This window comes from Sphingobium sp. PAMC28499, from assembly GCF_004795815.1.
GTDB lineage: Bacteria > Pseudomonadota > Alphaproteobacteria > Sphingomonadales > Sphingomonadaceae > Sphingobium > Sphingobium yanoikuyae.
On the sequence record NZ_CP039248.1, the window covers coordinates 2,814,707 to 2,838,451 of the forward strand.

The window sequence follows — 23,745 nt, forward strand, 5'->3', positions numbered from 1 at the left end:
CCTCAATTGGCTTCGTCGAGCAGGCGGCGGGCGATGACCTGGGCCTGGATTTCGCCGGCGCCCTCGAAAATGTTGAGGATGCGCGCGTCGGCCAGCAGGCGGCTGACCTGATATTCGGTGGCGAAGCCGTTGCCGCCATGGATCTGCAGCGCATTGTCGGCGGCCGCCCAGGCGACCCGCGCGCCGATCAGCTTGGCCATGCCGGCTTCCAGATCGCACCGCTTGTCTTCATCCTTGCGCCGGGCGGCGAAATAGGTGAGCTGGCGCGCGCCCATGATCTCCGCCGCCATCATCGCCAGCTTGTTGGCGACGCGCGGGAAGTCGAAGATCGGCCGGCCGAACTGCTTGCGGTCAAGTGCGTAGGAAAGGCCGATGTCGAGCGCCGCCTGAGCGACACCGATGGCGCGGGCGGCGGTCTGGATACGGGCGCTTTCGAAGGTCGCCATCAACTGCTTGAAGCCCTGGCCCTCGATCCCGCCGAGCAGATTGGCGGCAGGTACACGGAAATCGTCGAAGCCGATCTCATATTCCTTCATGCCGCGATAGCCGATCACCTCGATCTCGCCGCCGCTCATGCCGGGCGTGGGGAAGGGGGCGTCGACGGTGCCGCGCTGCTTGGGCGCGATCAGCATCGACAGGCCGCTATAGTTGCGGGTGTCGGGATCGGTGCGGACCAGCAGGGTCATCACGTCGGCGCGGGCCGCATGGGTGATCCAGGTCTTGTTCCCGCTAACTCGATATTCGCCATCGGCAAGCGTCGCGCGGGTGCGCAGTGCGCCAAGGTCGGACCCGGTATCAGGCTCGGTGAAGACGGCGGTCGGCAGGATCGCGGCATTGGCGATCTGCGGCAGCCAATGGGCCTTCTGCTCGGCGGTGCCGCCGGTCAGGATCAGTTCGGCGGCAATTTCCGACCGGGTGGCGAGGCTGCCGACGCCGATCCAGCCGCGCGACAATTCTTCCGACACGACGCACATCGCGGTCTTGCCCATGCCAAGGCCGCCAAATTCCTCCGGAATGGTCATGCCGAACACGCCCATCTCGCCCAGTTCCTGGACCAGCGGCAGCGGGATCAGCTCGTCCTTGAGATGCCATTCATGGGCGAAGGGCGCGACCTTCTCGTTCGACAAAGCGAAAAACTGATCGCGCACCATGTCGAACATCTCGTCGAGGCCGCAATTTTCCAGGGTCGCCCGGCCGCGTGCATCGACCAGATGGCCGGCAATGGCGCTCTTCACCGCCTGGCCACCGCCGCTGCGGATGAGGGTGCGCAGGGCCGGTGCGTCGAGCGCGGAAAGATCGTCGGTCAGGTCGGTAGGGCGGATTACCTCGCCCTGGTTCATCGGGATGCCGCCCAGCATCTGCGCGCCATATTCGGCGAAGAGCAACTGGGCGAGCAGTGCCTCGATCTCGCCGAAGCTGCCCTGGGCGTCGAGACTGGCGGCCCAGCTGGCGACTTCGCGCAGCATTTCGGCATAGGCGGCGAACCAGCCAAAGCCGTGGACGACATGCTGCTCGACATCGGCGAGGACGCGATCGACCTTGCCGTCCGCGTTACTGATCCGCGCCTTCACATGCGGACGGGCCGCCGCGACGAAGGCGTGGGCGGCATCGGCCGCACCCGATAGCAGTGCCGGCAGATCGGGCAGGACCAGGATATTCTTGTCCATCTCCATGGTCGCGCTCATCCTTCCCCCGCCTGCTTCTTGTTGGCCGATGCCATTGCCTTGGCATCCAGTCCGCCGACCAGATTGCCGGTCATCAGCTGATTATGGGCATGGGCGAGATGGTGCATGTGGAACACGCTATCCATCACCTGCCGCTTGCCGCGCGCATCCTCGACGAAGTTGAACGCCTGCTTGGTCAGCGCCAGACCGAACCGTTCATGCTGGGCGATCTCGGCGGCGATCTTGGCCACTTCCTCGCGCAGCGTTTCGCGCGGGAAAATCTCGTTCACCATGCCGAAATTATAGGCGCGCTGGGCCGGCATGCGGCGGCCGAGCAGCAGCAGTTCGCGTGCGACGCGGGTCGGCAGTTCGAAGGCATGGGCGAAATATTCGACCCCCGGCTGGGCCATGCGCTGCACCGGATCCTGGAAGAAGGCGTCTTCCGACGCGATGATGAGGTCGCAGACCCAGGCCAGCATCAGCCCGCCGGCGATGCAGGCGCCCTGCACCATGGCGATCATCGGCTTGGGGATGTCGGCCCAGCGCCGGCACAGGCCCAGATAGCCGTCCTGTTCCAGCACATATTGGCGCTCTGCGCCGCCCTTGTTCAGATGGTCCCACCACATGCTGGTGCGCGTGCGCGGCATGTGGCTGTCCTTGTCCGGGGTGCCGATGTCATGGCCGGCGGAGAAATGCTTGCCCTCACCACCGAGCACGATCACCTTGACCTTGTCATCCTCGACCGCGCGCTTGAAGGCATCGTCGAGCTGGCCGAGCAGCCGGTAATTCTGGGCATTGCCATATTGGGGGCGGTTCAGCATCACCCAGGCGACGCCGTCCACCACATTGTAGGTCACGAATTCGGGCTGCGCTTCTTCGGACATCGTCCTTCTCCCTCAGCGCGGCGGCATGCGCAGGCCACCGTCGAGCCGCACATATTCGCCGTTCCAATAGTCATTCTCGATCATCGCCAGCGCCATCGCGGCAAACTCCTCGGGCTTGCCGAAACGCTTGGGGAAGGGAACGGTGGCCGACAGCGCATCGCGCACCTTGTCGCTGGCCCGCGCCATCAGCGGCGTGTCGAAAATGCCGGGCAGGATCGCGTTGACGCGGATGCCTTCGCCCATCAGGTCGCGCGCCATCGGCAGGGTCAGGCTGACGATGCCGCCCTTCGACGCCGAATAGGCCGCCTGGCCGATCTGGCCGTCGACCGCTGCCGCGCTGGAGGTGTTGATGATGACGCCGCGTGCCTTGTCCTCCAGTGGATCGAGGCTCAGCATGCCGGCGGCCGACTTGGCGCAGCAGCGGAAGGTGCCGATCAGGTTGATCTGGATGATCCGTTCGAACTGGTCGGTCGGGAAGGCCTTGATCTCGCCGGTCTCGCGGTCGCGGCTGGCGGTCTTGATGACATTGCCGGTGCCAGCGCAATTGACCAGGATACGCTCCTGGCCATGCGCGGCGCGTGCCTTGGCAAAGCCGGCATCGACCGAGGCCTCGTCGGTGACATCGACCTTGCAGAAGGTGCCACCGATGTCCGCTGCGACCTTTGTCCCGGTTTCCTCGTTGAAGTCGAACAGCGCCACCTTGGCGCCCTGCGCCGCGATGGCGCGGGCCGTCGCCTCGCCCAGACCCGATGCCCCGCCGGTGACGATGGCGGCTACCCCCTGGTCGATCTTCATGCCTGTGTCCTCTCCTTCACGGGGCGTTGGGCGATCGCGCCGTCGCTCGTCAGCGCGTCGAGCGCGCCGTCGTCGAGGCCGAGCCATTCCCCCAATATTTCGCGGCTATGTTCGCCCACGCGCGGCGGGCAGTGACGATAATCGGCCGGCGTCGCCGACAGTTTGCCGGGATAGGCGACGGTCGGTATCTCGACCCCATCCTCTTCCCGGCGATAGCGATGGACGGTCTGGCGGGCGTCGATGAAGGAATCCTCGAACACATCCTGGATGCTGTTGACCGGGCCGGCGGGGACGCCGGCGGCGACGAAGCGCGCCATCAGGTCGTCGCGGGCGAAGGGGCGGACGATCTCCTGCACCTTCGCCTCGATCGCGTCGCGGTTGATGAGGCGCTGGGCGCTGGTAGCGTAGAGCGGATCGGTGCCCAGTTCCGCATGGCCCATTTCCGTGCAGAAGGCGCGGAACTGGCGATCATTGCCGATCGCGATGATCATCATGCCGTCGGCGACCTCGAATGTCTTGTAGGGGACGACGGTGGGATGGCGATTGCCCAGGCGTCCGGGCACGATGCCGCCGACCAGCCAGTTCATCCCCTGATTGGCGAGCATCGCGATCTGGGTATCGAGCAGCGACACGTCGATCTGCTGCCCTTCGCCCGTGCGTTCGGCATGGCGCAGGGCGGCGAGGATCGAGACGGTCGCGAACATGCCGGTCGACAGGTCAGCCATGGCGACGCCGGCGCGCAGCGGGCCGCCATCCTCTTCGCCGGTGATGCTCATGAAGCCGCCCATGCCCTGGGCAACGAAATCATAGCCGCCCCGGTCGGCATAGGGGCCGGTCTGGCCGAAGCCGGTGATCGAGCAATAGACGAGGCGCGGGTTGATCGCTTTCAGGCTGGCATAGTCGAGGCTGTATTTACGCAGGCCCCCGACCTTGAAATTCTCGACCAATATGTCGGCTTCCGCCGCCAGCCGGCGGATCAGATCGGCGCCCTGCGGCGTCGCCAGATTGATCGCGGCGGAGCGCTTGTTGCGATTGCAGGAGAGATAATAGGCGCTGGTGCCGATTTCCGGCTGGCCATCGGCGCCGGTCAGGAAGGGCGGGCCCCAGGCGCGGGTATCGTCGCCATGGCCGGGCAGTTCGATCTTGATGACGTCGGCACCGAAGTCGGCGAGTATCTGGGTCGACCATGGCCCCGCGAGCACGCGCGACAGGTCGAGAACCTTGATCCCTTCAAGGGCGCGGCCGCTCATCGGCTGCCCGCCTTGTCCGTCATGACCGCTGTCATCGCCATCCGCTCCTGTCCCTGTCTATCTGCTGCATCGGTTGATGATTCTGATAGCGGGTGCAGGAATGGAGGGCAAGAATTATTGCACTATGGGATACTTTTGGTGCTATTTCTTGGTGGCGCCGGCGAGATAGGCGAGCAGGTTGGCGCGATCGGCCGGGTTGGGCAGGCCGGCAAAGACCATGCGGCTGCCGGGGACGGCGGCGCTGGGCTTGGCAAGGAAGCCGTCCAGCGACTTGGCATCCCACCGGATCTTGGCCTTCTGCATCGCCGGAGAATAAGTGAAGCCGGGGACGGTACCCGACGTGCGCCCGAACACGCCCGAGAGTGAAGGGCCGAGCTTCTTCACGCCCGGATCGACCGAATGGCAGACGGCACAGCGGGCGAAGACCGCTTTGCCCTTGGTCGCGTCTCCCGCCTGGGCCAGCGCCGGGCCGGTGGCTGCGACCGCCATAGCGAACATCATCACGCGCGAAACATGCTTCATCGACATCCTGATTCCTCTTCCCTTCTTCTCTGGCTAAAATCTATACCAGTGTGCATAAATAAACCAATAGCCGTCTGAGTCTGAACGGCGGTTGAAGCGGGAAGGATGCGGAAATGGCCGATGGCGGACCCATGGCGAACCATCGGTTCGGGTCGGGCGGCATGGCGCTGGCGTTGCTGGTGAACATCATGTTCGCACTCAACGTGATCGCGATGAAGGTGGTGGTGGACGCGACCGCGCCGCTATTGTCGGTGGCGCTGCGGATGGGAACGGTCTTCCTGATCTGTGCGCCGGCGCTGCGTCCGCTGCCGGGGCGGACGGGCTGGCTGATGCTCTACGGCTTCCTCAATGGCGGGCTGTTCCTGCTGCTGCTGAACCTGGCTTTGTTCATGGCGACCAATGTCGGGGCGCTGGCGATCGCCGGGCAATTGAGCGTGCCCTTCTCGCTGCTGCTGGGCGCGCTGCTGCTGGGCGAGCGGCTCAACCGGCGCAAGATCGTCGGCGTGCTGCTGGCCTTTGCCGGGGTCGTGGCGCTGGTGTTCGATCCGCATATCTTGGCGGAGGTGCCTGCGGTGCTGGTGATGGCCAGCGCGGCGATGGTGTGGGGCGGCGCGACCTTGGTGCAGCGCAAGCTGACCGGGGTGAGCGTGATGAACGGCCAGGCGTGGAACGGCCTGATGGGCGCGGCGGTGCTGGCACCCTTTGCCCTGATTTTCGAGCGGCCGGCGATCGCGGGGCTGGCCGATGTCGGCTGGGTGCCGACCGGCTGGTTCGCCTTTTCCTGTCTGGGCGCGACGGTGCTGGGGCAGGGGACGCTCGCCTGGCTGCTGCAGCGCTATCCGATCTCGACCATCATGCCGTTGATGCTGGCGTCGCCGGTGATGTCGACGGTCTTCGCCTCGCTCTATTTCGGTACGCCGATCACCGTCGGCATGATTGCGGGTGGGAGCGTGGCGCTGCTGGGCGTGACGATCATCGCCTTCTCTCCCGATCGCCGGCCGGTCGACTGACCAACAAAAAAATGGGCCGGCGTCGCATGCCTCGACGCCGGCCCAGGGGGCTTCCGAAAGGCGGTGGTCAGACCGCCCGTTCGAAGATGGCGGCCAGGCCCTGACCGCCGCCAATGCACATGGTTTCCAGGCCATAGCGGCCGTCGCGCCGCTGCAGTTCGCGCAGCAGATTGGCGAGGATGCGTCCGCCGGTCGCGCCGATCGGATGGCCGAGCGAAATGCCCGATCCATTGACGTTGAGCTTGTCGCGATCGTCCCAGTTCCAGCCCTTGAGGCAGGCCAGCACCTGCGGCGCAAAGGCTTCGTTGAGTTCCACCAGATCGATGTCGTTCCAGCCAAGGCCATTGCGGGCGAACAACTTTTCGACCGCCGGCACCGGACCGATGCCCATGCGCGAGGGATCGCAGCCTGCCGCCGCCCAGCTGTGCAGCCAGGCCATAGGTTCAAGGCCCAGTTCATCGAGCTTGTCCTCCGCGACCACCAGGCAGGCGGCGGCGGCATCATTCTGCTGACTGGCATTGCCGGCGGTGACCACGCCGTCCTTCTCGATCGGCTTCAACAGGGCGAGCGATTCCGGCGTGGCGTCGGCTCGAATGCCCTCATCCATGGCGAAGATCAGCGGATCGCCCTTGCGCTGCGGCACGGCGACCGGGACCAGTTCGTCGTCGAACTTGCCGGCGGCCCAGGCCGCGGCGGCGCGCTGATGGCTCATCGCGGCATATTCGTCGCAGGCTTCGCGGCTGATGTCATAATCCTTGGCGAGATTGTTCGCCGTTTCGATCATGCCGCTGATGATGCCATAGCGGGCGATCGGCTGCGACATGACGCGGCCGCGGGTCAGGCGGTCATGGAACTGGGTCGATCCGGAACGGGCACCCCAGCGATGGTCCATCGAATAATATTCGACATTGGACATGCTCTCGACCCCGCCGGCGACGACGATGTCGGCGGCGCCGGTCTGGATCCGCATGGCCGCGTCGATCACCGCCTGAAGCCCCGAACCGCAGCGCCGGTCGAGCTGCACGCCGGGGATGCTCTCGGGCAGGCCGGCGGCCAGCGCCGACCAGCGACCGATGCAGGGCGCCTCACCATTGCCATAGCCCTGGGAGAAGACGACATCGTCGATCCGTTCGGGATCGATCCTGGTCCGCTCCATCAAGGCCTTGATGATGACCGCGCCCAGATCGCCGGCGCTGAAGGATTTCAGAGAACCGCCATATTTGCCGACGGCGGTACGGATCGGGGCGACGATGGCGGCTCTGCGCATGCGATGTCCTTTGCGGGAATAAGAAGGGATCAGGCGGCCGCTTCGGCCTGGCGGATCATCTGCTTGGCGATGATGGTCTGCTGAATCTGGCTGGTGCCCTCATAGATGCGCAGCAGCCGGACATCGCGATAGAAGCGCTCGACCTTATATTCGGCCATATAGCCGGCACCGCCATAGATCTGGACGGCGCGGTCGGCGATGCGGCCGACGGCTTCGGAGGCGTAATATTTGAGCGCGGCGCATTCCAGACTGACCGGCTCGCCGGCGTCGAACTTGGCGGCGACCGACTGCATCAGTGCCTCAGTGGTCAGCATGTCGACCTTCATGTCGGCAAGCATTGCCTGGACCAGCTGGAAATCGGCGATGCGCTGGCCGAACTGCTTGCGTTCCATCGCATATTGCAGGGCCATGTCGATCAGCCGCTGGCACATGCCGAGCGCGACGGCGGCGATATGGATGCGGCCGCGATCCAGCACCTTCATCGCGGTCTTGAAGCCGCGACCGGGTACGCCGCCGATGATGTTGGCGGCCGGCACGACGACATCGTCCAGAATGACATCGGTGGTGATAGACCCCTTCTGCCCCATTTTCTTGTCCGGCTTGCCGAAGCTGATGCCGGGGGTGCCGGCGGGCAGGATGAAGGCGGAGATGCCGGCCGCGCCCTTCACGTCCGGTTCGGTCCGGGCCATCAGGGTGAAGACGCTGGCGCGGGGCGCGTTGGTGATGAAGCGCTTGGTGCCGGTGATGCGATAAGTGTCGCCGTCGCGGATGGCGACGGTGCGCAGCGAACCGGCGTCGGACCCGGCCTCCGGCTCGGTCAGGCCGAAACTGGCGATCGCCTCACCGGTGGCGAATTTGGGTAGCCATTCGCGTTTCTGTTCTTCGGTCCCGTCCATGACGATGCCCTGGCTGCCGATGCCGACGGTGGTGCCGATGACCGAGCGGAAGACGACCGACGCGCGGGTGATCTCGCGGATGATCGCCGCTTCCTCCGCCATGGTGCAGCCGATGCCGCCAAACTCCTCCGGCACCGACAGGCCGAACAGGCCCATGTCGCGCATCTGCTGGATGATGCTCTCGGGAACCGCATCCGCTTCCTCGACGGCGTCCTCGGCCGGGATCAGCTTTTCGCTGACGAAGCGACGGACGGTGGTGCGGAACAGGTCGAACGTCTCGGCGTCCATGAAAAATCTCCTCTCAATATCCGATGTCGGCGACCATCGCGTCGCTGCCGTCGCAGCGGATCGCGCGGCAGCGGCCGGCTTCATCCTCGCGCAGCAATACGGGCTGGCCGGCGAAGACCGGCGCGACCGCGCGGAAGGTGAAGCGGGTCGGGCTGCGGCCACCGCGCCGGGCATGGCCGAACAATCTGGCGGCGGTGAAGGGGCCGTGGATCACCAGGCCTGGATAGCCCTCCTCGCCGGTCGCATAGGGCAGGTCATAATGGATGCGATGGCTGTTGAAGGTGACGGCCGAGAAGCGGAACAGGTCGACGCTTTTCGGCGCCCAGTTCACATCATCGGGGACGTCGTCAAAGGCGGCGGGGACGATCGCGGGCGTCGGTGTCCCGGTGTCGCGATAGACGATGGTCTGCACCTCGCTCACCCGTTCGCGATCGGCCTGGACGATGCTGTGGCCGACCTTCACGAGGACAAGCTCGCCACTGCGGCCACTCTTGTGGGCGATGTCCAGCACGGTCGAGGTGCGGGTCGCTTCCCAGTCGAGCATCAGGGGCGCATGGAACTGCATCTCGGCGGCCGCGAACATACGGCGCGGCAGGCTGATGGGCGGCAGGAAGCCGCCGCGTTTGGGATGGCCGTCCGGGCCGATCTGGTCGGCGGCGGCCACCGGCAGGAAAAAGGCCCAATGGGCCAGCGAGGGCTGAACCGCCTCGACATCGAGGGGTTCGCCGATGGCGGCGGCGAAGCGGCGCAGCGCTTCCCGGTCGAGCATTTCGGTCCGGCTCTCTGTCCTGCCGACCCATGTCTGCCAATGGGCGATATCGGATGGGGAAAGGGTCATGCGACCAGTCCTTCGTCATGGAGGCGGCCGATCGCGCCGCTGTCGAGTCCCAGCAGCTCGCTCAATATCTGGTCGCTATGTTCGCCAAGGCGTGGGGCCGTACCGACGGCACCGCGCGCCTCGCCGGCCAGCGTGCCCGCCGGGCCGGATGTGGGGTAGGTGAGGCCGCTGGGATGGGCGATCGTCTCGAACAGGGGATTGGCGGTGAACAGCCGTTCGTCCTGTGTCACCGCCTGATGCAGCGACTGATATTCGCCCCAGGTGACGCCGCCCGCGTCGAAGGCGGGCTTTAGCGTGTCGCTGCTGCGCGCGGCGAAGGCGGCTTCGAACAGCGGGAAAAGCCGGGCGCGGTGGGTGAAGCGGGCGCCTTCATCCCTGGCGAAGTTGGCACCCGTTTCGCCCTCGATCGCGGCGATCGCTTCGCCAAGGTCCAGCGTCTTGAGAAGGCCGGTCCATTGGCGCGGGGTGATGGCGACGACGATCAGCCGCTTGCCGTCGGCGGTCAGGAAATCCCGGCCGAAGGCGCCGAACAGGTCATTGCCCATGCGCGGCCGGTCGCCGGCCGACAGCACTTCGGCCACGGAGCCGAGATGCGACAGGGTGGAGGCGGCGAGGTCCGACAGGGGCACGCGGATTTCCGCGCCCTGGCCGGTCGCGCGCCGGCGCAACAGGGCGGACGTCATGGCGAAGGCGGCATAGGCGCCGCCGAGCAGATCCCAGGCCGGCAGGACATGGTTGACCGGGCGGTCATCGTCGGCCGGGCCGGTCATCATCGGCACGCCGGCGGCGGCGTTGATCGTGTAATCGACCGCCGGCGATCCATCGGCCCAGCCCATGACGCGGACGCTGATGATGTCGGCGCGGCGCGCGGCCAGCGCCTCATGGCTGAGGAAGCCCTTGACCGGATAATTGGTGAGGAACAGGCCGGCATTGTCGCCCGGTGCGGTGGCGATGGCGACCGCCAGTTCGCGCCCTTCGGGCCGGCCAAGGTCGATCGCGATCGATTTCTTGCCCTTGTTGAGGCCCTCCCAATAGAGGCTGGCGCCGGACGGTGCGACCGGCCAGCGGCGATAGTCCGGGCCGCCGCCGATGGCGTCGAAGCGGATCACCTCCGCCCCCATCTGCGCCAGGTGCAGGCCGCAGGACGGGCCGGCGATGAAGGCGGCACCTTCGACCACGCGCAGGCCCTTGAGCATGTCGTACATGGAATTCCCCTAGCCCAGCCTGACCATGGTGCGGCCGATATTGGCGCCCGAGAACAAGCCCCAGAAGGCGTCGAGCGCCTTGTCGATGCCGTCATAGACGGTTTCGGCGGAGGCCATCTGACCGGCCTGGTTCCAGGCGGTCATGCGCTCCAGCATCTCCGCCTCCAGATCCATATGGTCGAGCGCGATATAGCCCTGCATGCGGATGCGCTTGGTCATCAGCATGGTGAGGTTGCGCGGCACGGTCGGTGCGTCGGTGACATTATATTGCGAGATCATGCCGCAGATGGCGAAGCGCGCGAAATCATTGGCGAGCGACAGGGCGGCCTGCAGATGATCGCCGCCGACATTGTCGAAATAGACGTCGATGCCGCTGGCGCCGATCGCCTTGACTTCGCGGGCGAGGGCCTTGGTCAGGTTCGGCTCCGCCTTGTAGTCGATCGCGGCGTCGACCTTGAGCACATCGCGCAGGAAGGCGGTCTTGTCCGGGCCGCCGGCCGATCCGATCACCTTGCACCCCATGTTGCGGGCGATCTGGCAGGCGATCGACCCGACCGCGCCGGACGCGGCCGACACGAACACGGTATCGCCCGGCTGCAACTCCGCAATGCGGATGAGGCCGGCATAGGCGGTGAGGCCGGTCATGCCGGCGAAGCAGAGATAGGCCTGGGGCGGCAGTGCCTGGCGATCGCGATGCTGGAGCGCGGCGCCGGGTGCGTTGAACGCCTCGCGCCAGCCAAGCCGGGAAAAGACCAGGTCGCCGGGCGCGAAGGCCGGATCGTTGGAGGCGATCACTTCGCCGATCGCCGGTCCCTCCATCGCCGCATCGAGGGCGAAGGGCGGGACATAGCTTTTGGCGTCGCTCATCCGTCCGCGCATCGCCGGGTCGACCGCCATCCAGAGATTGCGGACCTGAACCTCGCCGGGGCCGGGTGGCGGCAGAGCCTGTTCGACGGTGGCGAAATCCTCCGCCACGGGGGCGCCGACCGGGCGGCGCTTCAACTGTATTTCGCGCGATCGCATGGTCATCGGCCCCTCAATAGCCATTGAGCCGCGCCCAGCGCTCGCGGTGCCAGGCGGTGCTGCCATGGCATTGCTCGGCGACGCGGGCGCGCTTGAGATAAAGGCCGGCATCATGTTCATGGGTCATGCCGATGCCGCCATGCAGCTGGACCATCTGCGAGGAGATGCGGTGCAGCGTCTCGCCGGCGGTCGCCTTGGCAAGCGAGGCGAGGGCGGGGAGCGCCGGATCATCGGCATCGATCGCCGCCAGCGCGGTTTCGACCGCCGATCGCGTCAGTTGCAGTTCGCCGAACAGTTCGGCCGCGCGATGCTGCAGCGCCTGGAAGGAGCCGATGATCGCGCCGAACTGGACGCGGGTCTTGAGATAATCGAGCGTGATGTCGAACGCTTGGGTCGCGCTACCCAGCATTTCGGCGGCGATGCCGATCGCGGCCCGGTCGCGGATCGCGTCGATCAGGTCGGCGGCCTTGCCGACTTCGCCGAGCACATCGTTGTCGGCGACATTGACAGCCTCAAGCCGATAGAAGGCCGGGCGACGGGCGTCGACCTGATCGAGCGCCTGCCGCTCCAGCCCGGCGCTGTCGGTCGGTACCAGGAACAGGGTCAGGCCATCGCGATCGCCCGGCGCGCCGCTGGTGCGCGCGGCGACGATGGCGAGGTCGGCGATCATGCCGTCCTGCACCGGGCGCTTGGTGCCTGACAGCTTCCAGCCATCGCCTGAGGCTGTGGCCGCCAACGCGGTGTGATCGGGTGCATGATGCGGCCCTTCGTCGAGCGCCAGCGTGCCGATCAGCGATCCGTCGGCGATGCCAGGTAGCCAGCGTGCCTGCTGATTCTGCGTTCCCGCGAGGCGCAGCGCGGATGCAGCGACCAGCGCGGAGCTGATGAGCGGTGAGGCGGCCAGCGTGCGGCCCAGTTCCTCGATCACCAGGCCAAGGCTCAGATAACCGAAATCGGCGCCGCCATGGGCTTCCGGCACGATAATGCCGCACCAGCCCATCTGCGCCATTTCGGCCCAGGCGTCGGCATCATAGCCGTCCGATCCGCTGCGGCCGCCGCCGCCATGATCGTACAGGCCGCGCAGCGCGGTCACGGGCAGGCGGTCGCGCACCCATTCCGACGCCATGTCCTTCAGCATCGTCTGTTCTTCGTTCAGCACCGCCACGGCGCGTCCTCCCGCATCCTGTCTTTTCTCTCGTCCTCGCCCATGCTCAGCCCGGCAGGCCCAGCGTGCGCTTGGCGGTGATATTGTTCTGCACCTCGTAGCTGCCGCCGTAGATGGAGAAGGCCTTGCTGTGCAGCCAGGCGCGCGTCGCCTCCTTCTCGGCTGCGCTATAGGGATCGCCGGCCCAGCCTAGGCCATCGGCGCCCATGATCTCGACCAGCAGCTCGGCCCGTTCCTGGATGATGCCGGACCACAAATTCTTGAGCGCGGACACGCCATGGCTGGGGCCGCCATTCTTGGCTTCGGCTGCGAGCCGGCGGACCGTCGCCATATAGGCTTCGTGCCGCATCGCATTGCGCACCAGCCGGGCGCGCAGGTCCGGGCTGTCGATCCGCCCAAGCGCGTCCGTGCCCAGATAGTCATGGGCCAGCGGGGCGAGGGGCGTGATGTCGGCCTTCACCTCCGACAGGCTGTTGCGTTCGAACTGCAGCAGCCGCTTGGCGATGGTCCAGCCTTGGTTGACCTCGCCCACCAGATTGCCCTTGGGCACCTTCACATCGTTGAAGAAGACCTCGCAGAAATGGGTCGATCCGCTGATGAGGACGATCGGCCGGGCCTCGATCCCTTCGGATTGCATGTCGACCAGCAGGAAGCTGATGCCGCCCTGTTTGCGCTCCGTGTCGGTGCGGACGAGGACGAAGCACCAGTCGGCCTGGTCGGCGCCCGATGTCCAGATCTTCTGCCCGCTGACCAGCCAGTGGTCGCCCAAGTCGATGCATTTGGTCTGGAGCGCGGCCAGGTCCGATCCCGCGCCGGGTTCGGAAAAGCCCTGGCACCAGCGCCGTTCATGGCTGGCGATGAAGGGCAGATGCTCCAGCTTCTGCGCTTCGTCGCCATATTCCAGCAGCGTGGGGCCAAGCATCATCGTGCCATAGCTGCGGATCGGGTTGAAACCGCCGATCGCGGCCAGTTCCTCGCCGATGATCTTGCCATGGGCTTCGGTGAGGCCGGCGCCGCCATAGCGCGGCGCCCATGTGGGCACGCCCCATCCCTTGTCGGTCATGCGCTGGCGCCAGAGCTGATAATCGTCATTGGCCGCGGCGGCATGGGCGTCGCCCTGGAAGAGCAGGCCGGGCACATTGGTCAGCGAGGGCGGAAAATTCGCCTTCAGCCAGGCGCGTGCCTCCTGCCGGAATTCTTCTCTATCGATGGGCTCCATTTCCGCCATCCACTCACATCCCTGTTCTGCTCGAAAGGCGAACGCGCCGTCCGGGTGTCACCCGTCGGGCTGCTCGCGGCTTTCGGATGGCCGCTTGCGATCCATGTCCGATTCCTTAGGTCAATATTGCACAGGTGGCTAGTTATATTTTGCACTCAAGGATAATTTTCATCCGCAACGGAAATCGCGAATTTTGCGTAATGTGGCGGAAAAGCGTGGAAATGCGGTGGGGCCCGTGCGCCGCGCGCGGGAAAATATCGTAACGACGATTGCCCGATTGACAGCCGGTTGCCTGTTCATAAACTATACCATAATGCAAAATTGATAAGGCCGGTCCGTCTTGGCGCGAGAACTGGCTACCGCTGCAGGAGAGCGTAGTATGGAAACCATGGCCGCCCGTCCGATCCCGGCGCATGTGCCGCCCGACATGATCGGCAATTTCAGCCTGTTCAACTCGCCGGGGCTGGAGCCGACCCCCAATGGCGATCCGCAGGCGGCGAGCGCGGTGGTGCATGATGGCCCGCGTATCTTCTATTCGCCGGTCAATACCCGCGACGGCAAGGGCACATGGGTCATCACGCGCGCGCAGGACCAGCGACGGGTGTTGCAGGATCCCGAAACCTTCTCCAGCCACCGCAGCATCTTTGCCTCGGCACTGGGCGAAAGCTGGCCGATGATCCCGCTGGAGCTGGACCCGCCAGACCATGGCAAGTTCCGCTCGCTGCTCAACCCGCTGCTGTCGCCCAAGCGGGTGATGGCGCTGGAAACGGCGGTGCGCGAAAGGGCGAGCGTGCTGATCGACCGGATCGCGTCGTCGGGCACCAGTTGCGACGTGATGACCGATTTCGCCTTCCCCTTCGCGGTCAATATCTTCCTGCGCTTCCTGGGTCTGTCGGACGATCGGCTGGACGAATTTGTCGGCTGGGCCAATGACCTGTTGCATGGCGACAATGTGAAGCGGCCGGCGGCGGCGCGCACCATCGTCGCCTTCATCGACGAACTTTCGGCCGATCGGCGTCGGCAGCCGGTCGATGATTTCTTGTCCTTCCTGGTGCAGTCGCGGATCGACGACCGGCCGCTGACCGACATGGAGATCAGGGGCACGGGCGTGCTGCTGTTCATCGCCGGGCTGGACACGGTGGCGGCCGCGATCGGCTTTGACCTCAATTATCTGGCGCGGCATCAGGCGGACCAGCAATGGCTGCGCGACGATCCCAAGCGGATCGTGCTGGCGGCGGAGGAATTGCTGCGCGCCTATCCGACGGTGCAGATGATCCGGGTCGCGACGAAGGACGTGGATTTCGAGGGCGCGCCGATCCGCAAGGGCGATTATGTGTCCTGCGCGACGATGATCGCCAATCGCGATCCGCTGGAATTTGCCGATCCCGCGCGCATCGACCTGGCGCGCGAGGATAATCGCCACACCGCCTTTGCCTATGGGCCGCATCGTTGCCTGGGGTCGCATCTGGCGCGGCGCGAGATCGTCGTGGGGCTGGAGGAATGGCTGAAGCGCATCCCGACCTTCCGCATCAAATCCGGCACCGCGCCGGTCACCTATGGCGGCCATGTGTTCGGGATCGAAAATCTCATCCTCGACTGGTCGCAGGAGGATGCGGCATGAAGATCATCGTGCATCGCGAGAAATGCCAGGGCCATGCCCGCTGCTGGGCGATGGCGCCCGACATCTTCGAACTGGATGACGAGGGCTATATCATGCCCGGCGACATCGATGTGCCGGAAGAGCAGGAAAGGCTGGCCTGGATGGGCGCCAAATCCTGCCCCGAACGCGCGCTCGACATCCAGAAATGAGAGGCTCCCTGCTGGCCCTTGGCGGCCTTGTCGCGCTGGCATCCGGCCCGGCGATGGCGGCGGAGTTGCGCCCCGACCAGATCGCCTTTCGCGATATCTATCGCGAACTGGTGGAGACCGATACCAGCGCCCCGACCGGCAGTTGCACCGTCGCGGCAGGCCGGATGCTCGATCGGCTGCGCAAGGCCGGGTTCGGGCCGGATCGCGCCGAGGTCTTCGTGCCGGAGGGGCATGAGAAGGATGGCGGCCTGATCGCCCGGATCGAGGGGAGTGATCCGCGCGCGGCGCCGATGCTGCTGGTCGATCATATCGATGTGGTCGCCGCCCGGCGCGAGGATTGGCCGCGCGATCCGTTCCGCCTGACCGAGGAGAAGGGCTATTTCATCGGGCGCGGGGTGATCGACGACAAGGCGCTGTCGGCGATCTGGATCGACAGCCTGATCCGGATGCAGGCGGCGGGCTTTCGTCCCCGGCGCACGATCAAGGTGGCGCTGACCTGTGGCGAGGAAAGCAGCGATGCGGTGAACGGCGTCGACTGGCTGCTGCGCAACCGACGCGATGCGGTGCAGGCGGGCTTTGCCCTGAACGAGGGCGGCTATGGCATCAGTGACAAGGATGGCCGGCCGATCGCCCTCTATCTGGCGGTGGGCGAGAAATATGCGCAGAGCTTCACGATCGAGGCGCGCAACAGCGGTGGCCATAGCAGCCGGCCGCGTCCCGACAATGCGATCTATGAGCTGGCCGATGCGCTGGCGGCGGTGCGGCGGCTGTCATTCCCGATCCAGCTCAACCCGACCAATCGCGGCTATTTCACCCGCATGGGGCCGATCGTCGGCGGCGCGATGGGGCAGGCGATGGAGCGGCTGGGGCAGGGGCAGGACGACGCCGCAACGGTCGCGACGGTGACGGGCGACGTCACCTATAATGCGATGCTGCGCACCACCTGCGTCGCGACGCAGGTGGAGGCGGGCCATGCCGAAAACGCGCTGCCGCAGCGGGCACAGGCGACGATCCAGTGCCGTCTGTTTCCGGGCGACAGGGTGGAGGATGTCGAGGCGCGGCTGCGCGCGGCGCTGCCGTCCGGCATTGCCCTGACGCGCAAGGGCGACAAGGGGGCGCCGGCCGTGCCGCCGCCGCTCGATCCCCGGATCATGGGACCGGCCGAAAAACTGGCGCAGCGGCATTTCCCCTGCATTCCGGTGGTGCCCAACCTGCTGACCGCCGGCACCGATGGCCGCTATCTGAGTGCGGCGGGCATCCCGACCTATGGCGTGCCGGGCATCTTCCTCGATCCCGACGGCAATGGCGCGCATGGGGTGGACGAACGCATCCGGGTGAAGAGCGTCTATGATGGGCGCGACTATCTCTATGCGCTGATCCGCGCCTATGCCGAGGGGCGCTGACAAGCCCCTCGGTTGGCACCGCTCAGGTGCGGATCCACACGCCCTTGGTCTGAAGATAGGCGTCGATATGTTCGGCGCCGCCCTCCCGGCCGTAGCCGCTCATCTTGTAGCCGCCGAACGGGACCGAAGGGTCCATGGCGAAATAATGGTTCACCCAGATGGAGCCGGCGCGGATGCGCTTCACTGCCGTCATGGCCTTGCCGATGTCGCGGGTCCACACCCCGCCGGCGAGGCCGAAGCGGGTAGCGTTGGCGCGGCCGATCACCTCGTCCAGGCTGTCGAAGGGCAGGATGCAGGAGACAGGCCCGAAAATTTCCTCGCGGGCGATCCGCATGTCATCCTTCACATCGGCGAAGATGGTCGGCGCGACCCAATGGCCCTTGTCGAGCGCGCCGCCGGTGACGCGATGGCCGCCGGTGACGAGCCGGGCTCCCTCCTGCAGGCCAAGATCGAGATAGGAGGAGACGCGGGCGAACTGCTTGGCCGACACCAGCGGGCCGATCACGGTTTCGGGATCGAGGCTGGGACCGATCTTGAGATTGGCGGCGAAGGCAGCGATGCGCTGCACCATTTCCTCATAGACTGGCCGTTCGACGAACAGGCGGGTGCCGGCGGCGCAGACCTGACCCGAATTGTTGAACACGCCCATGGCCGCGGCCGGGGTGGCGGCGTCGAGATCGGCATCGGCAAAGATGATGTTGGGCGACTTGCCGCCCAGTTCCATCGTCACCTTCTTCACCGATCCGGCCGAAGCGGCGATGATCCGCTGGCCGGTCTCGCACGAGCCGGTGAAGGCGATCTTGTCGACGTCGGGATGGGCGGAGAGGGCCGCGCCGGTCTCGCCCGCGCCGGTGACGACATTGACGACGCCGGGGGGCACGCCGGCCTCCAGGCAGAGTTCGGCAAAGCGCAGCGGGCTGAGCGAGGCATCCTCCGCGGGCTTCAGCACGATGGTGCAGCCGGTGGCGAGCACCGGGCCGATCTTCCAGGCGGCGCTGAACAGCGGGCCGTTCCAGGGAATGATCGCGCCGACGACGCCGACCGGCTCCTTCAATGTGTAGGAGAGAAGGTCGACCGGGAAGCTGTTGGACAGGGTCTCGCCATGGATGGCGGTGGCGGCGCCGGCGAAATGGCGCAACGATCGCTGCAACATGCCGCGCAGCCCCATGGCGGCGGTGATCGGCCGGCCCATCTCGATCACGTCGAGCAGGGCGAGATCCTGGAACTCGGCATCGACCAGATCGGCGAGACGCAGCAGCACCGCCTGGCGCTCGGCCGGCTTGAAGCGGCTCCATGGCCCTTCGAAGGCGGCGCGCGCGGCGCGCACGGCGCGGTCGACATCCTCGGCGCCGGCCAGCGCCAGATCGGCGACCAGTTCCCCGGTGGATGCGCTGAAGCTCTGGAATGTCTTGCCCGACAGCGCGTCGACATGCTGGCCGTCGATCAGCAACTGCTTGGGCTTGCCGTCGATGAAGGCGGGGCGGCGGGTTTCGATCATCTTTATGTCCTTTCGGAAACAGCCGGTCAGACCGGATCGCCTTCATGGGCGCAGCGCATCGAGGCGCGGCCGAGGGCGAAGAGAAGGGCGGCGGGCAGCAGCACGCAGAAGACGCTGGTGATGAGCGAGAGGCCCACCTTCATCTCGTCGCCCCACAGCTTGTCGGTGACCAGACCGATGAAGGCCGGGCCGCCGGCCATGGCGATGAGGCCGGATGCCAGCACATAGAGCGCCGAGACGCGGCCGCGCAGATAGGCCGGGGTGACGACCTGGATGGTGGCCGGCCCCATGCTGGCGGTGGAGAGGATCAGCGCCATGAAGCACCAGTAGCAGGCGACCGTGACCCAGGGGCTGGCGACCAGGAAGGCGGCGATGCCGAAGGGAGCGGCGGCCAGCACGGTCATCAGGCACCAGAAGAGATGCGCGTCCTTGCGCCCCCGGCGATAGAGGCGATCGACGGTCCAGCCATGGAGCGGGATCAGCGCCGCGGCGGCGATCTGGGCGATGCCGATCACCGGGCCGATCTGCGCCGGCTGCCAGCCATGGACGCGAGCGAGATAGACTGGCGTCCAGAGCTGGAAGCCGATGGTGGCGGCATAGGCGAGGCCGAAGCCGACGAAGGCGGCGGTGTAGAGCGGCTTGTGCCGGCGGATATAGGCCCATGCCTCGCCATAGCCCGCGCCCGCGCTCACGGCCTTGCGGCGGGGCGGTTCGCGGAACAGGAAGACGAGGAAGGCGAGCAGGATGCCGGGCGCGCCGGTCATGATGAACACCTGCTGCCAGGGCTGGAGCGTGCCGAAGAGTGGCCATGTGGCGGGGCCGGCTTTCATCGCCGCGCCGACGATCGGGCCGCCCAGCAGGAAGACGATGCCCGCGCCCATGACGCCGCCCATGATGAAGACCGACATGGCGAGCGAGACGCGGTGCGGGGGGAAGCTGTCGCCGACGACCGAATAGCTGCCGGTGCCAAAGCCCGACTCGCCCGCGCCCACCCCGGCGCGCGCCATGGCAAGGCCGATGAAGCTGCCGGCAAGGCCGCAGGAGGCGGCGGCGATGCTCCAGACCGTGACCGACAGATAGAGGACGATGCGGCGGCTGAAGCGGTCGAGCGCCATGCCGAGCGGAATGGCGCACAGGCAGAAGAGGACGGCGAAGGCCGGCCCCTGGAGCAGGCTGATCTGGAGGTCGGAGAGACCCAGATCCTGTTTGATCGGGCCGACCATCAGCGCCATGATGTTCCGGTCGGTCAGCGACAGGATATAGAGCAGGAACAGGATCGCGACCGTCAGCCAGCCCATGAAGGGGCTGGGATAGTCGGCGGTGGCCGGGGCAGGGGGCGGCGGCGCGAGGCTGTCGATCGGCGCTGAGGGTGACGGCGAAGCTGACAGGGACAAGGCAGGTTCGCTCATCGACGGAACGCCTTGATTATCTCCGATTCTCTGTTGCGCAGGCTCGACACCGACCTTCTCCATCCTGATCGCCGTGCCTGGTCCGCGGAGCGGCACGATCTGTTGCCGGCATAACGCACATTTTTGCACCGTAGGTCAATATATGATGCGCCGCTTTTCGCGGCTTTATCCCCTGTCCCTAATAAGAAGGCCGGATTTCCGTTGCGGCAAGGGGGCAAATTCTTTTCGATCAAACATTTACCACTGGTGCAAAATTAGTTGACATCCACCGCTGGAGCGATAGAAATAAAAATGCACACCGGGATAATAATGACAGGTGTGGGCCAACGAGCCGACACATTGCGTCCAGGGAGAGGAAAGACCAATGTCCAAGCACAAGATTTTTGCGTCGTCGCTGGCGATCGGCGCCAGCATCGTCGCGATGGCGGGCAGCGCGCTGGCACAGGATGCCGCGGCGCCCGCACCGGCACCGGAGCAAGCTGCCGAGCAGGGCAGTACCGCACCGGTCAGCACATCCGACATCGTCGTTACCGGGTCGCGCATCGTGCGCGACGGCTATACCGCGCCGACGCCGGTGACGGTCGCGACGACCGAGGAATTGTCGCGCACGACACCGTCGAGCATTCCGGATGCGCTCAACAAGCTGCCGCAATTCTCCAATTCGCTCAGCCCTTCCAAGTCGGCGTCGAACTTCTCGAATGCGCCAATCCACGGCAATGTGCTCAACCTGCGCGGCCTGGGTACGCCCAGCGCCAATCCCAAGGGACCGCTGCGCACGCTGATCCTGTTCGACGGCATGCGTGTGTCGCCGACCGAATATATCGGCACGATCGACACCAATGTGCTGCCGCAGCTGCTGATGCAGCGGGTCGACGTGGTGACCGGCGGCGCCTCGGCCCAATGGGGGTCTGACGCGGTCGCGGGTGTCGTCAACTTCGTGCTCGACAAGAAATTCACCGGCATCAAGGGCGTCGCCCAGGCGGGCATTTCCGACGAGGGCGACAATGCCAATCAGCGCCTCGGCCTGGCGGTAGGCCAGGATTTTGCCGGCGGACGCGGCCATATCCTGCTGAGCGGCGAATATTCCAACAATGAAGGCATGCTGCGCAGCGATCGCGACTATGCGACCAAGGGCTATAGCTATGTCGGCAGCGTCGTGGGCTGCACCAAGCTGGCGAGCGAGCCGGCGTCGGTCTGTGCGCCGGGCGGCGCGCGCAACCCCTATACGATCGGGTCGAACATCCTGATTTCGGCGCTAGCCCCCAATGGCCGCATCACCGCCTCCAGCGTGGCGGGCAACCCCTATGTCGGGCAGGTCATCAACAATGACGGCACGACGCGCCCGTTCAACACCGGCACGGCGGTCGGCACGACCGGCTTCCAGTCGGGGGGCGACGGTTACCAGATCCCGACCACCGGCGCGGCGGTCATCCCGCTGACCACCTATCAGGCCTTCGGGCGGCTGAGCTATGATCTGACCGACGATATCAACGCCTTCGTCCAGGGTAGCTGGTCACGCTCGGACCTGGAATATTCGACCCAGGTGAATGCGCTGGTTCCCGCGTCGCAGGGCGTCACCATCTACAAGGGCAATCCCTATCTGTCGTCCGCGCTGAATTCGGCGCTGACGTCCGCGACGGACAGCTACACGGTCGGCCAATATGATGCCGGCCAGCCGACAGCCATCGCCAAGGAACGCACCGACTACTGGATGGTCAATGCGGGCTTCACTGGCAAGCTGGGCGGGCTCGACTGGAGCGCCACCTACTCGCATGGCGACTCCAAGCACATCCTGGCCAATTCCGGCCTCTATGACAGCAAGAAGCTCTATGCGGCGGCCGATGCGGTGGTCGATCCGAGCACCGGCCAGATCACCTGCCACGTGCTGCTCGATCCGACCTATGCCAGCCAATATGCGGGCTGCAAGCCGATCGACGTGCTGCATGGCGATCCGTCCAAGTCGACGCCCGAAGGCTATGCCTATGCCACCGGCACATCGCGCTACCGCGCGAGCATCCGGCAGGACAGCTTTGCGGTGAACCTGAGTGGCAGCCTGTTCGACCTGCCGGCCGGGCCGGTCGACTTCGCGGTCGGCGCGGAATATCGCAAGCAGACGCTGAACCTCACCAGCAATGCCGATCCCTCGCTGCTCGACACGGCGGCCGAGCGCAGCGCCTATTTCGCCGGCCTGCGCGGGGTGCCGGCCACCACCAACTTCTACTGGCTGACCAATGTCGGCACGGCGCATGGCAGCCTGAACGTCAAGGAAGCCTATGCCGAACTGGCGGTGCCGATCCTGAAGGACAAGCCCTTCTTCCGGGAACTGAGCATCAACGGCGCGGGCCGCATCACCGACTATTCGACGTCGGGTACGGTCGAAACCTGGAAGGTCGGCGCAACTTGGAAGCCGGTCGACGACCTGCTGCTGCGTGCCACCCTGTCGCGCGACATCCGTGCGCCCAACCTGTTCGAACTCTATTCAGGGGCGCAGAGCGGCATCGGCATCGTCAACGATCTGCAGACGGCCGATGGCAGCTATGGCAGCGGCCTCAACCAGAATGTGAACACGGTCACCAGCGGCAACGCCAATCTGAAGCCGGAAAAGGCCAAGACGCTGACGATCGGCGGCGTGCTGACGCCGTCCTTCTTCCCCGGCTTCTCGCTGTCGGTCGACTATTACAAGATCAAGGTCACGGGCCTGATCGACACGCTCTCGTCACAGCAGATCATCACCAACTGCTATAATGCGGGCGGGTCGGGCGTGGCCGAATGCGGCCTGATCGATCGGGCGACGCCGACCAGCCTGCCCTCGCTGGTGCATATCGTGCCGGCCAACATCGCCTTCCTGAAGACCGCCGGCATCGATTTCGACGCCAGCTATCGCACGGCTGTGGGCGACGGGGCGCTCAGCCTGCGCCTCTACATGAACTATCTCGACAAGTTCGATGCCCAGCAATATGCGGGCGCGCCGATCGCCCATTATGCGGGCGTCAGCGTGGTCGGCAGCAACCCGGCCGGCTTCCCGCGCTGGCGCGGCAATTTCTCGATCGACTACAGCAACGGGCCGTTCGGCATCACCCTGTCCGAACAATATATTCACAAGATGCGGCTGGATATTCCCGGCGGGCCGGTGCCGATCCAGTTCGTCGACGATAAGGTGAAGGCGGTCTGGTATACCGACCTGGCCATGCGCTTCACCGTACCCCAGGGGAATGGCAATTTCGAGCTGTTCGCCAACGTCAACAACCTGTTCGACAAGCAGCCGCCGATCATTCCGGGCACCGTGCCGGGCGTGAACCTGCCCACCAATATCGCGGTCTACGACTTTATCGGCCGGGCCTTCACGGCGGGCGTCCGCTTCAAATTCTGATAAAAGCCGAAGAGCCATTCGGGGCAAGCCGCTGGAGGCCGGATCATCCGGTTTTCAGCGGCTTTTTTCGTATCGATGGGGTGAGCTAGCCGGCCTGGAGATACTGGCGCCAAATAGCCGCAAAAAGCGCCCGATGGCGGATTTCCGGTCGTCCCCTTTCACTGTCCTGTTCGGTGCCTTTGATGCTTGGGTTGAGCGGGACATGCTGCCTAGTATTGAGGGCGGGACGC

The 23,745-nt window shown here is 65.7% G+C and carries 19 protein-coding genes; 5 read left to right on the top strand and 14 right to left on the bottom strand.

Annotated elements, in window-relative coordinates:
* Nucleotides 1–2: 2 nt before the first annotated feature.
* The 5 genes from E5554_RS13630 to E5554_RS13650 form a co-directional block, all read right to left on the bottom strand.
* A complete protein-coding gene (locus tag E5554_RS13630; protein WP_136187108.1) occupies nucleotides 3–1,685 on the bottom strand; it encodes an acyl-CoA dehydrogenase family protein in 1,683 nt (560 codons plus the stop codon).
* Nucleotides 1,682–2,548 (bottom strand): enoyl-CoA hydratase, encoded by an 867-nt coding sequence (locus tag E5554_RS13635; protein ID WP_136187109.1) that lies wholly within the window; start codon nucleotides 2,546–2,548, stop codon nucleotides 1,682–1,684. Before E5554_RS13635 ends, E5554_RS13630 begins: the two co-directional genes overlap by 4 nt.
* 12 nt (nucleotides 2,549–2,560) lie before the next feature.
* On the bottom strand, nucleotides 2,561–3,343 hold the full coding sequence (locus tag E5554_RS13640; RefSeq protein WP_004212325.1) for an SDR family NAD(P)-dependent oxidoreductase: 783 nt from the start codon (nucleotides 3,341–3,343) through the stop codon (nucleotides 2,561–2,563).
* On the bottom strand, nucleotides 3,340–4,593 hold the full coding sequence (locus tag E5554_RS13645) for a CaiB/BaiF CoA-transferase family protein (protein WP_136187110.1): 1,254 nt from the start codon (nucleotides 4,591–4,593) through the stop codon (nucleotides 3,340–3,342). The genes E5554_RS13640 and E5554_RS13645 overlap by 4 nt, the downstream gene beginning before the upstream one ends.
* 141 nt (nucleotides 4,594–4,734) lie before the next feature.
* The gene (locus E5554_RS13650) at nucleotides 4,735–5,121 is read right to left on the bottom strand and encodes a cytochrome c family protein (RefSeq protein WP_004212329.1); all 387 of its coding nucleotides are present in this window, start codon (nucleotides 5,119–5,121) and stop codon (nucleotides 4,735–4,737) included.
* A 125-nt stretch (nucleotides 5,122–5,246) separates the two neighbouring features.
* On the opposite strand from E5554_RS13650, the gene E5554_RS13655 reads away from it, so the two are divergent.
* Complete coding sequence (locus E5554_RS13655) at nucleotides 5,247–6,125, top strand: DMT family transporter (protein WP_247594261.1); 879 nt, start codon at nucleotides 5,247–5,249, stop codon at nucleotides 6,123–6,125.
* 67 nt (nucleotides 6,126–6,192) lie between these two features.
* Here E5554_RS13655 and E5554_RS13660 read toward each other — a convergent pair whose 3' ends face one another.
* The 7 genes from E5554_RS13660 to E5554_RS13690 are packed head-to-tail and all read right to left on the bottom strand — an operon-like array spanning nucleotide 6,193 to nucleotide 14,035.
* Complete coding sequence (locus tag E5554_RS13660; protein WP_136187112.1) at nucleotides 6,193–7,392, bottom strand: acetyl-CoA C-acetyltransferase; 1,200 nt, start codon at nucleotides 7,390–7,392, stop codon at nucleotides 6,193–6,195.
* Nucleotides 7,393–7,421: 29 nt separating this feature from the next.
* Entirely contained in the window at nucleotides 7,422–8,576 is a 1,155-nt protein-coding gene (locus E5554_RS13665; RefSeq protein ID WP_136187113.1) for an acyl-CoA dehydrogenase family protein, read from the bottom strand.
* 13 nt (nucleotides 8,577–8,589) lie between these two features.
* Nucleotides 8,590–9,414, bottom strand: coding sequence for a MaoC family dehydratase N-terminal domain-containing protein (locus E5554_RS13670; protein WP_136187114.1), 825 nt, complete (start codon nucleotides 9,412–9,414; stop codon nucleotides 8,590–8,592).
* On the bottom strand, nucleotides 9,411–10,619 hold the full coding sequence (locus E5554_RS13675; protein WP_136187115.1) for a CoA transferase: 1,209 nt from the start codon (nucleotides 10,617–10,619) through the stop codon (nucleotides 9,411–9,413). Before E5554_RS13675 ends, E5554_RS13670 begins: the two co-directional genes overlap by 4 nt.
* Nucleotides 10,620–10,628: 9 nt before the next feature.
* Nucleotides 10,629–11,648: an NADP-dependent oxidoreductase gene (locus E5554_RS13680; protein WP_136187116.1), complete on the bottom strand. Its 1,020-nt coding sequence runs from the start codon at nucleotides 11,646–11,648 to the stop codon at nucleotides 10,629–10,631.
* A 7-nt stretch (nucleotides 11,649–11,655) separates the two neighbouring features.
* Nucleotides 11,656–12,807 (bottom strand): acyl-CoA dehydrogenase family protein, encoded by a 1,152-nt coding sequence (locus E5554_RS13685; protein WP_136187117.1) that lies wholly within the window; start codon nucleotides 12,805–12,807, stop codon nucleotides 11,656–11,658.
* Nucleotides 12,808–12,853: 46 nt separating this feature from the next.
* A complete protein-coding gene (locus E5554_RS13690; RefSeq protein WP_136187118.1) occupies nucleotides 12,854–14,035 on the bottom strand; it encodes an acyl-CoA dehydrogenase family protein in 1,182 nt (393 codons plus the stop codon).
* A gap of 370 nt (nucleotides 14,036–14,405) precedes the next feature.
* Here E5554_RS13690 and E5554_RS13695 point away from each other — a divergent pair, with 370 nt between their 5' ends.
* The 3 genes from E5554_RS13695 to E5554_RS13705 are packed head-to-tail and all read left to right on the top strand — an operon-like array spanning nucleotide 14,406 to nucleotide 17,238.
* The gene (locus tag E5554_RS13695) at nucleotides 14,406–15,647 is read left to right on the top strand and encodes a cytochrome P450 (protein ID WP_136187119.1); all 1,242 of its coding nucleotides are present in this window, start codon (nucleotides 14,406–14,408) and stop codon (nucleotides 15,645–15,647) included.
* Nucleotides 15,644–15,835, top strand: a complete 192-nt coding sequence (locus tag E5554_RS13700) for a ferredoxin (protein ID WP_004212347.1) — start codon at nucleotides 15,644–15,646, stop codon at nucleotides 15,833–15,835. The genes E5554_RS13695 and E5554_RS13700 overlap by 4 nt, the downstream gene beginning before the upstream one ends.
* A complete protein-coding gene (locus E5554_RS13705; protein WP_136187120.1) occupies nucleotides 15,832–17,238 on the top strand; it encodes a M20/M25/M40 family metallo-hydrolase in 1,407 nt (468 codons plus the stop codon). The genes E5554_RS13700 and E5554_RS13705 overlap by 4 nt, the downstream gene beginning before the upstream one ends.
* A 22-nt stretch (nucleotides 17,239–17,260) precedes the next feature.
* Here E5554_RS13705 and E5554_RS13710 read toward each other — a convergent pair whose 3' ends face one another.
* Nucleotides 17,261–18,736 (bottom strand): aldehyde dehydrogenase family protein, encoded by a 1,476-nt coding sequence (locus E5554_RS13710; protein WP_136187121.1) that lies wholly within the window; start codon nucleotides 18,734–18,736, stop codon nucleotides 17,261–17,263.
* A 26-nt stretch (nucleotides 18,737–18,762) separates the two neighbouring features.
* Complete coding sequence (locus tag E5554_RS13715) at nucleotides 18,763–20,145, bottom strand: MFS transporter (protein ID WP_136187122.1); 1,383 nt, start codon at nucleotides 20,143–20,145, stop codon at nucleotides 18,763–18,765.
* A gap of 364 nt (nucleotides 20,146–20,509) precedes the next feature.
* Here E5554_RS13715 and E5554_RS13720 point away from each other — a divergent pair, with 364 nt between their 5' ends.
* Nucleotides 20,510–23,515 (top strand): TonB-dependent receptor, encoded by a 3,006-nt coding sequence (locus tag E5554_RS13720; protein WP_136187123.1) that lies wholly within the window; start codon nucleotides 20,510–20,512, stop codon nucleotides 23,513–23,515.
* Nucleotides 23,516–23,745: the final 230 nt, after the last annotated feature.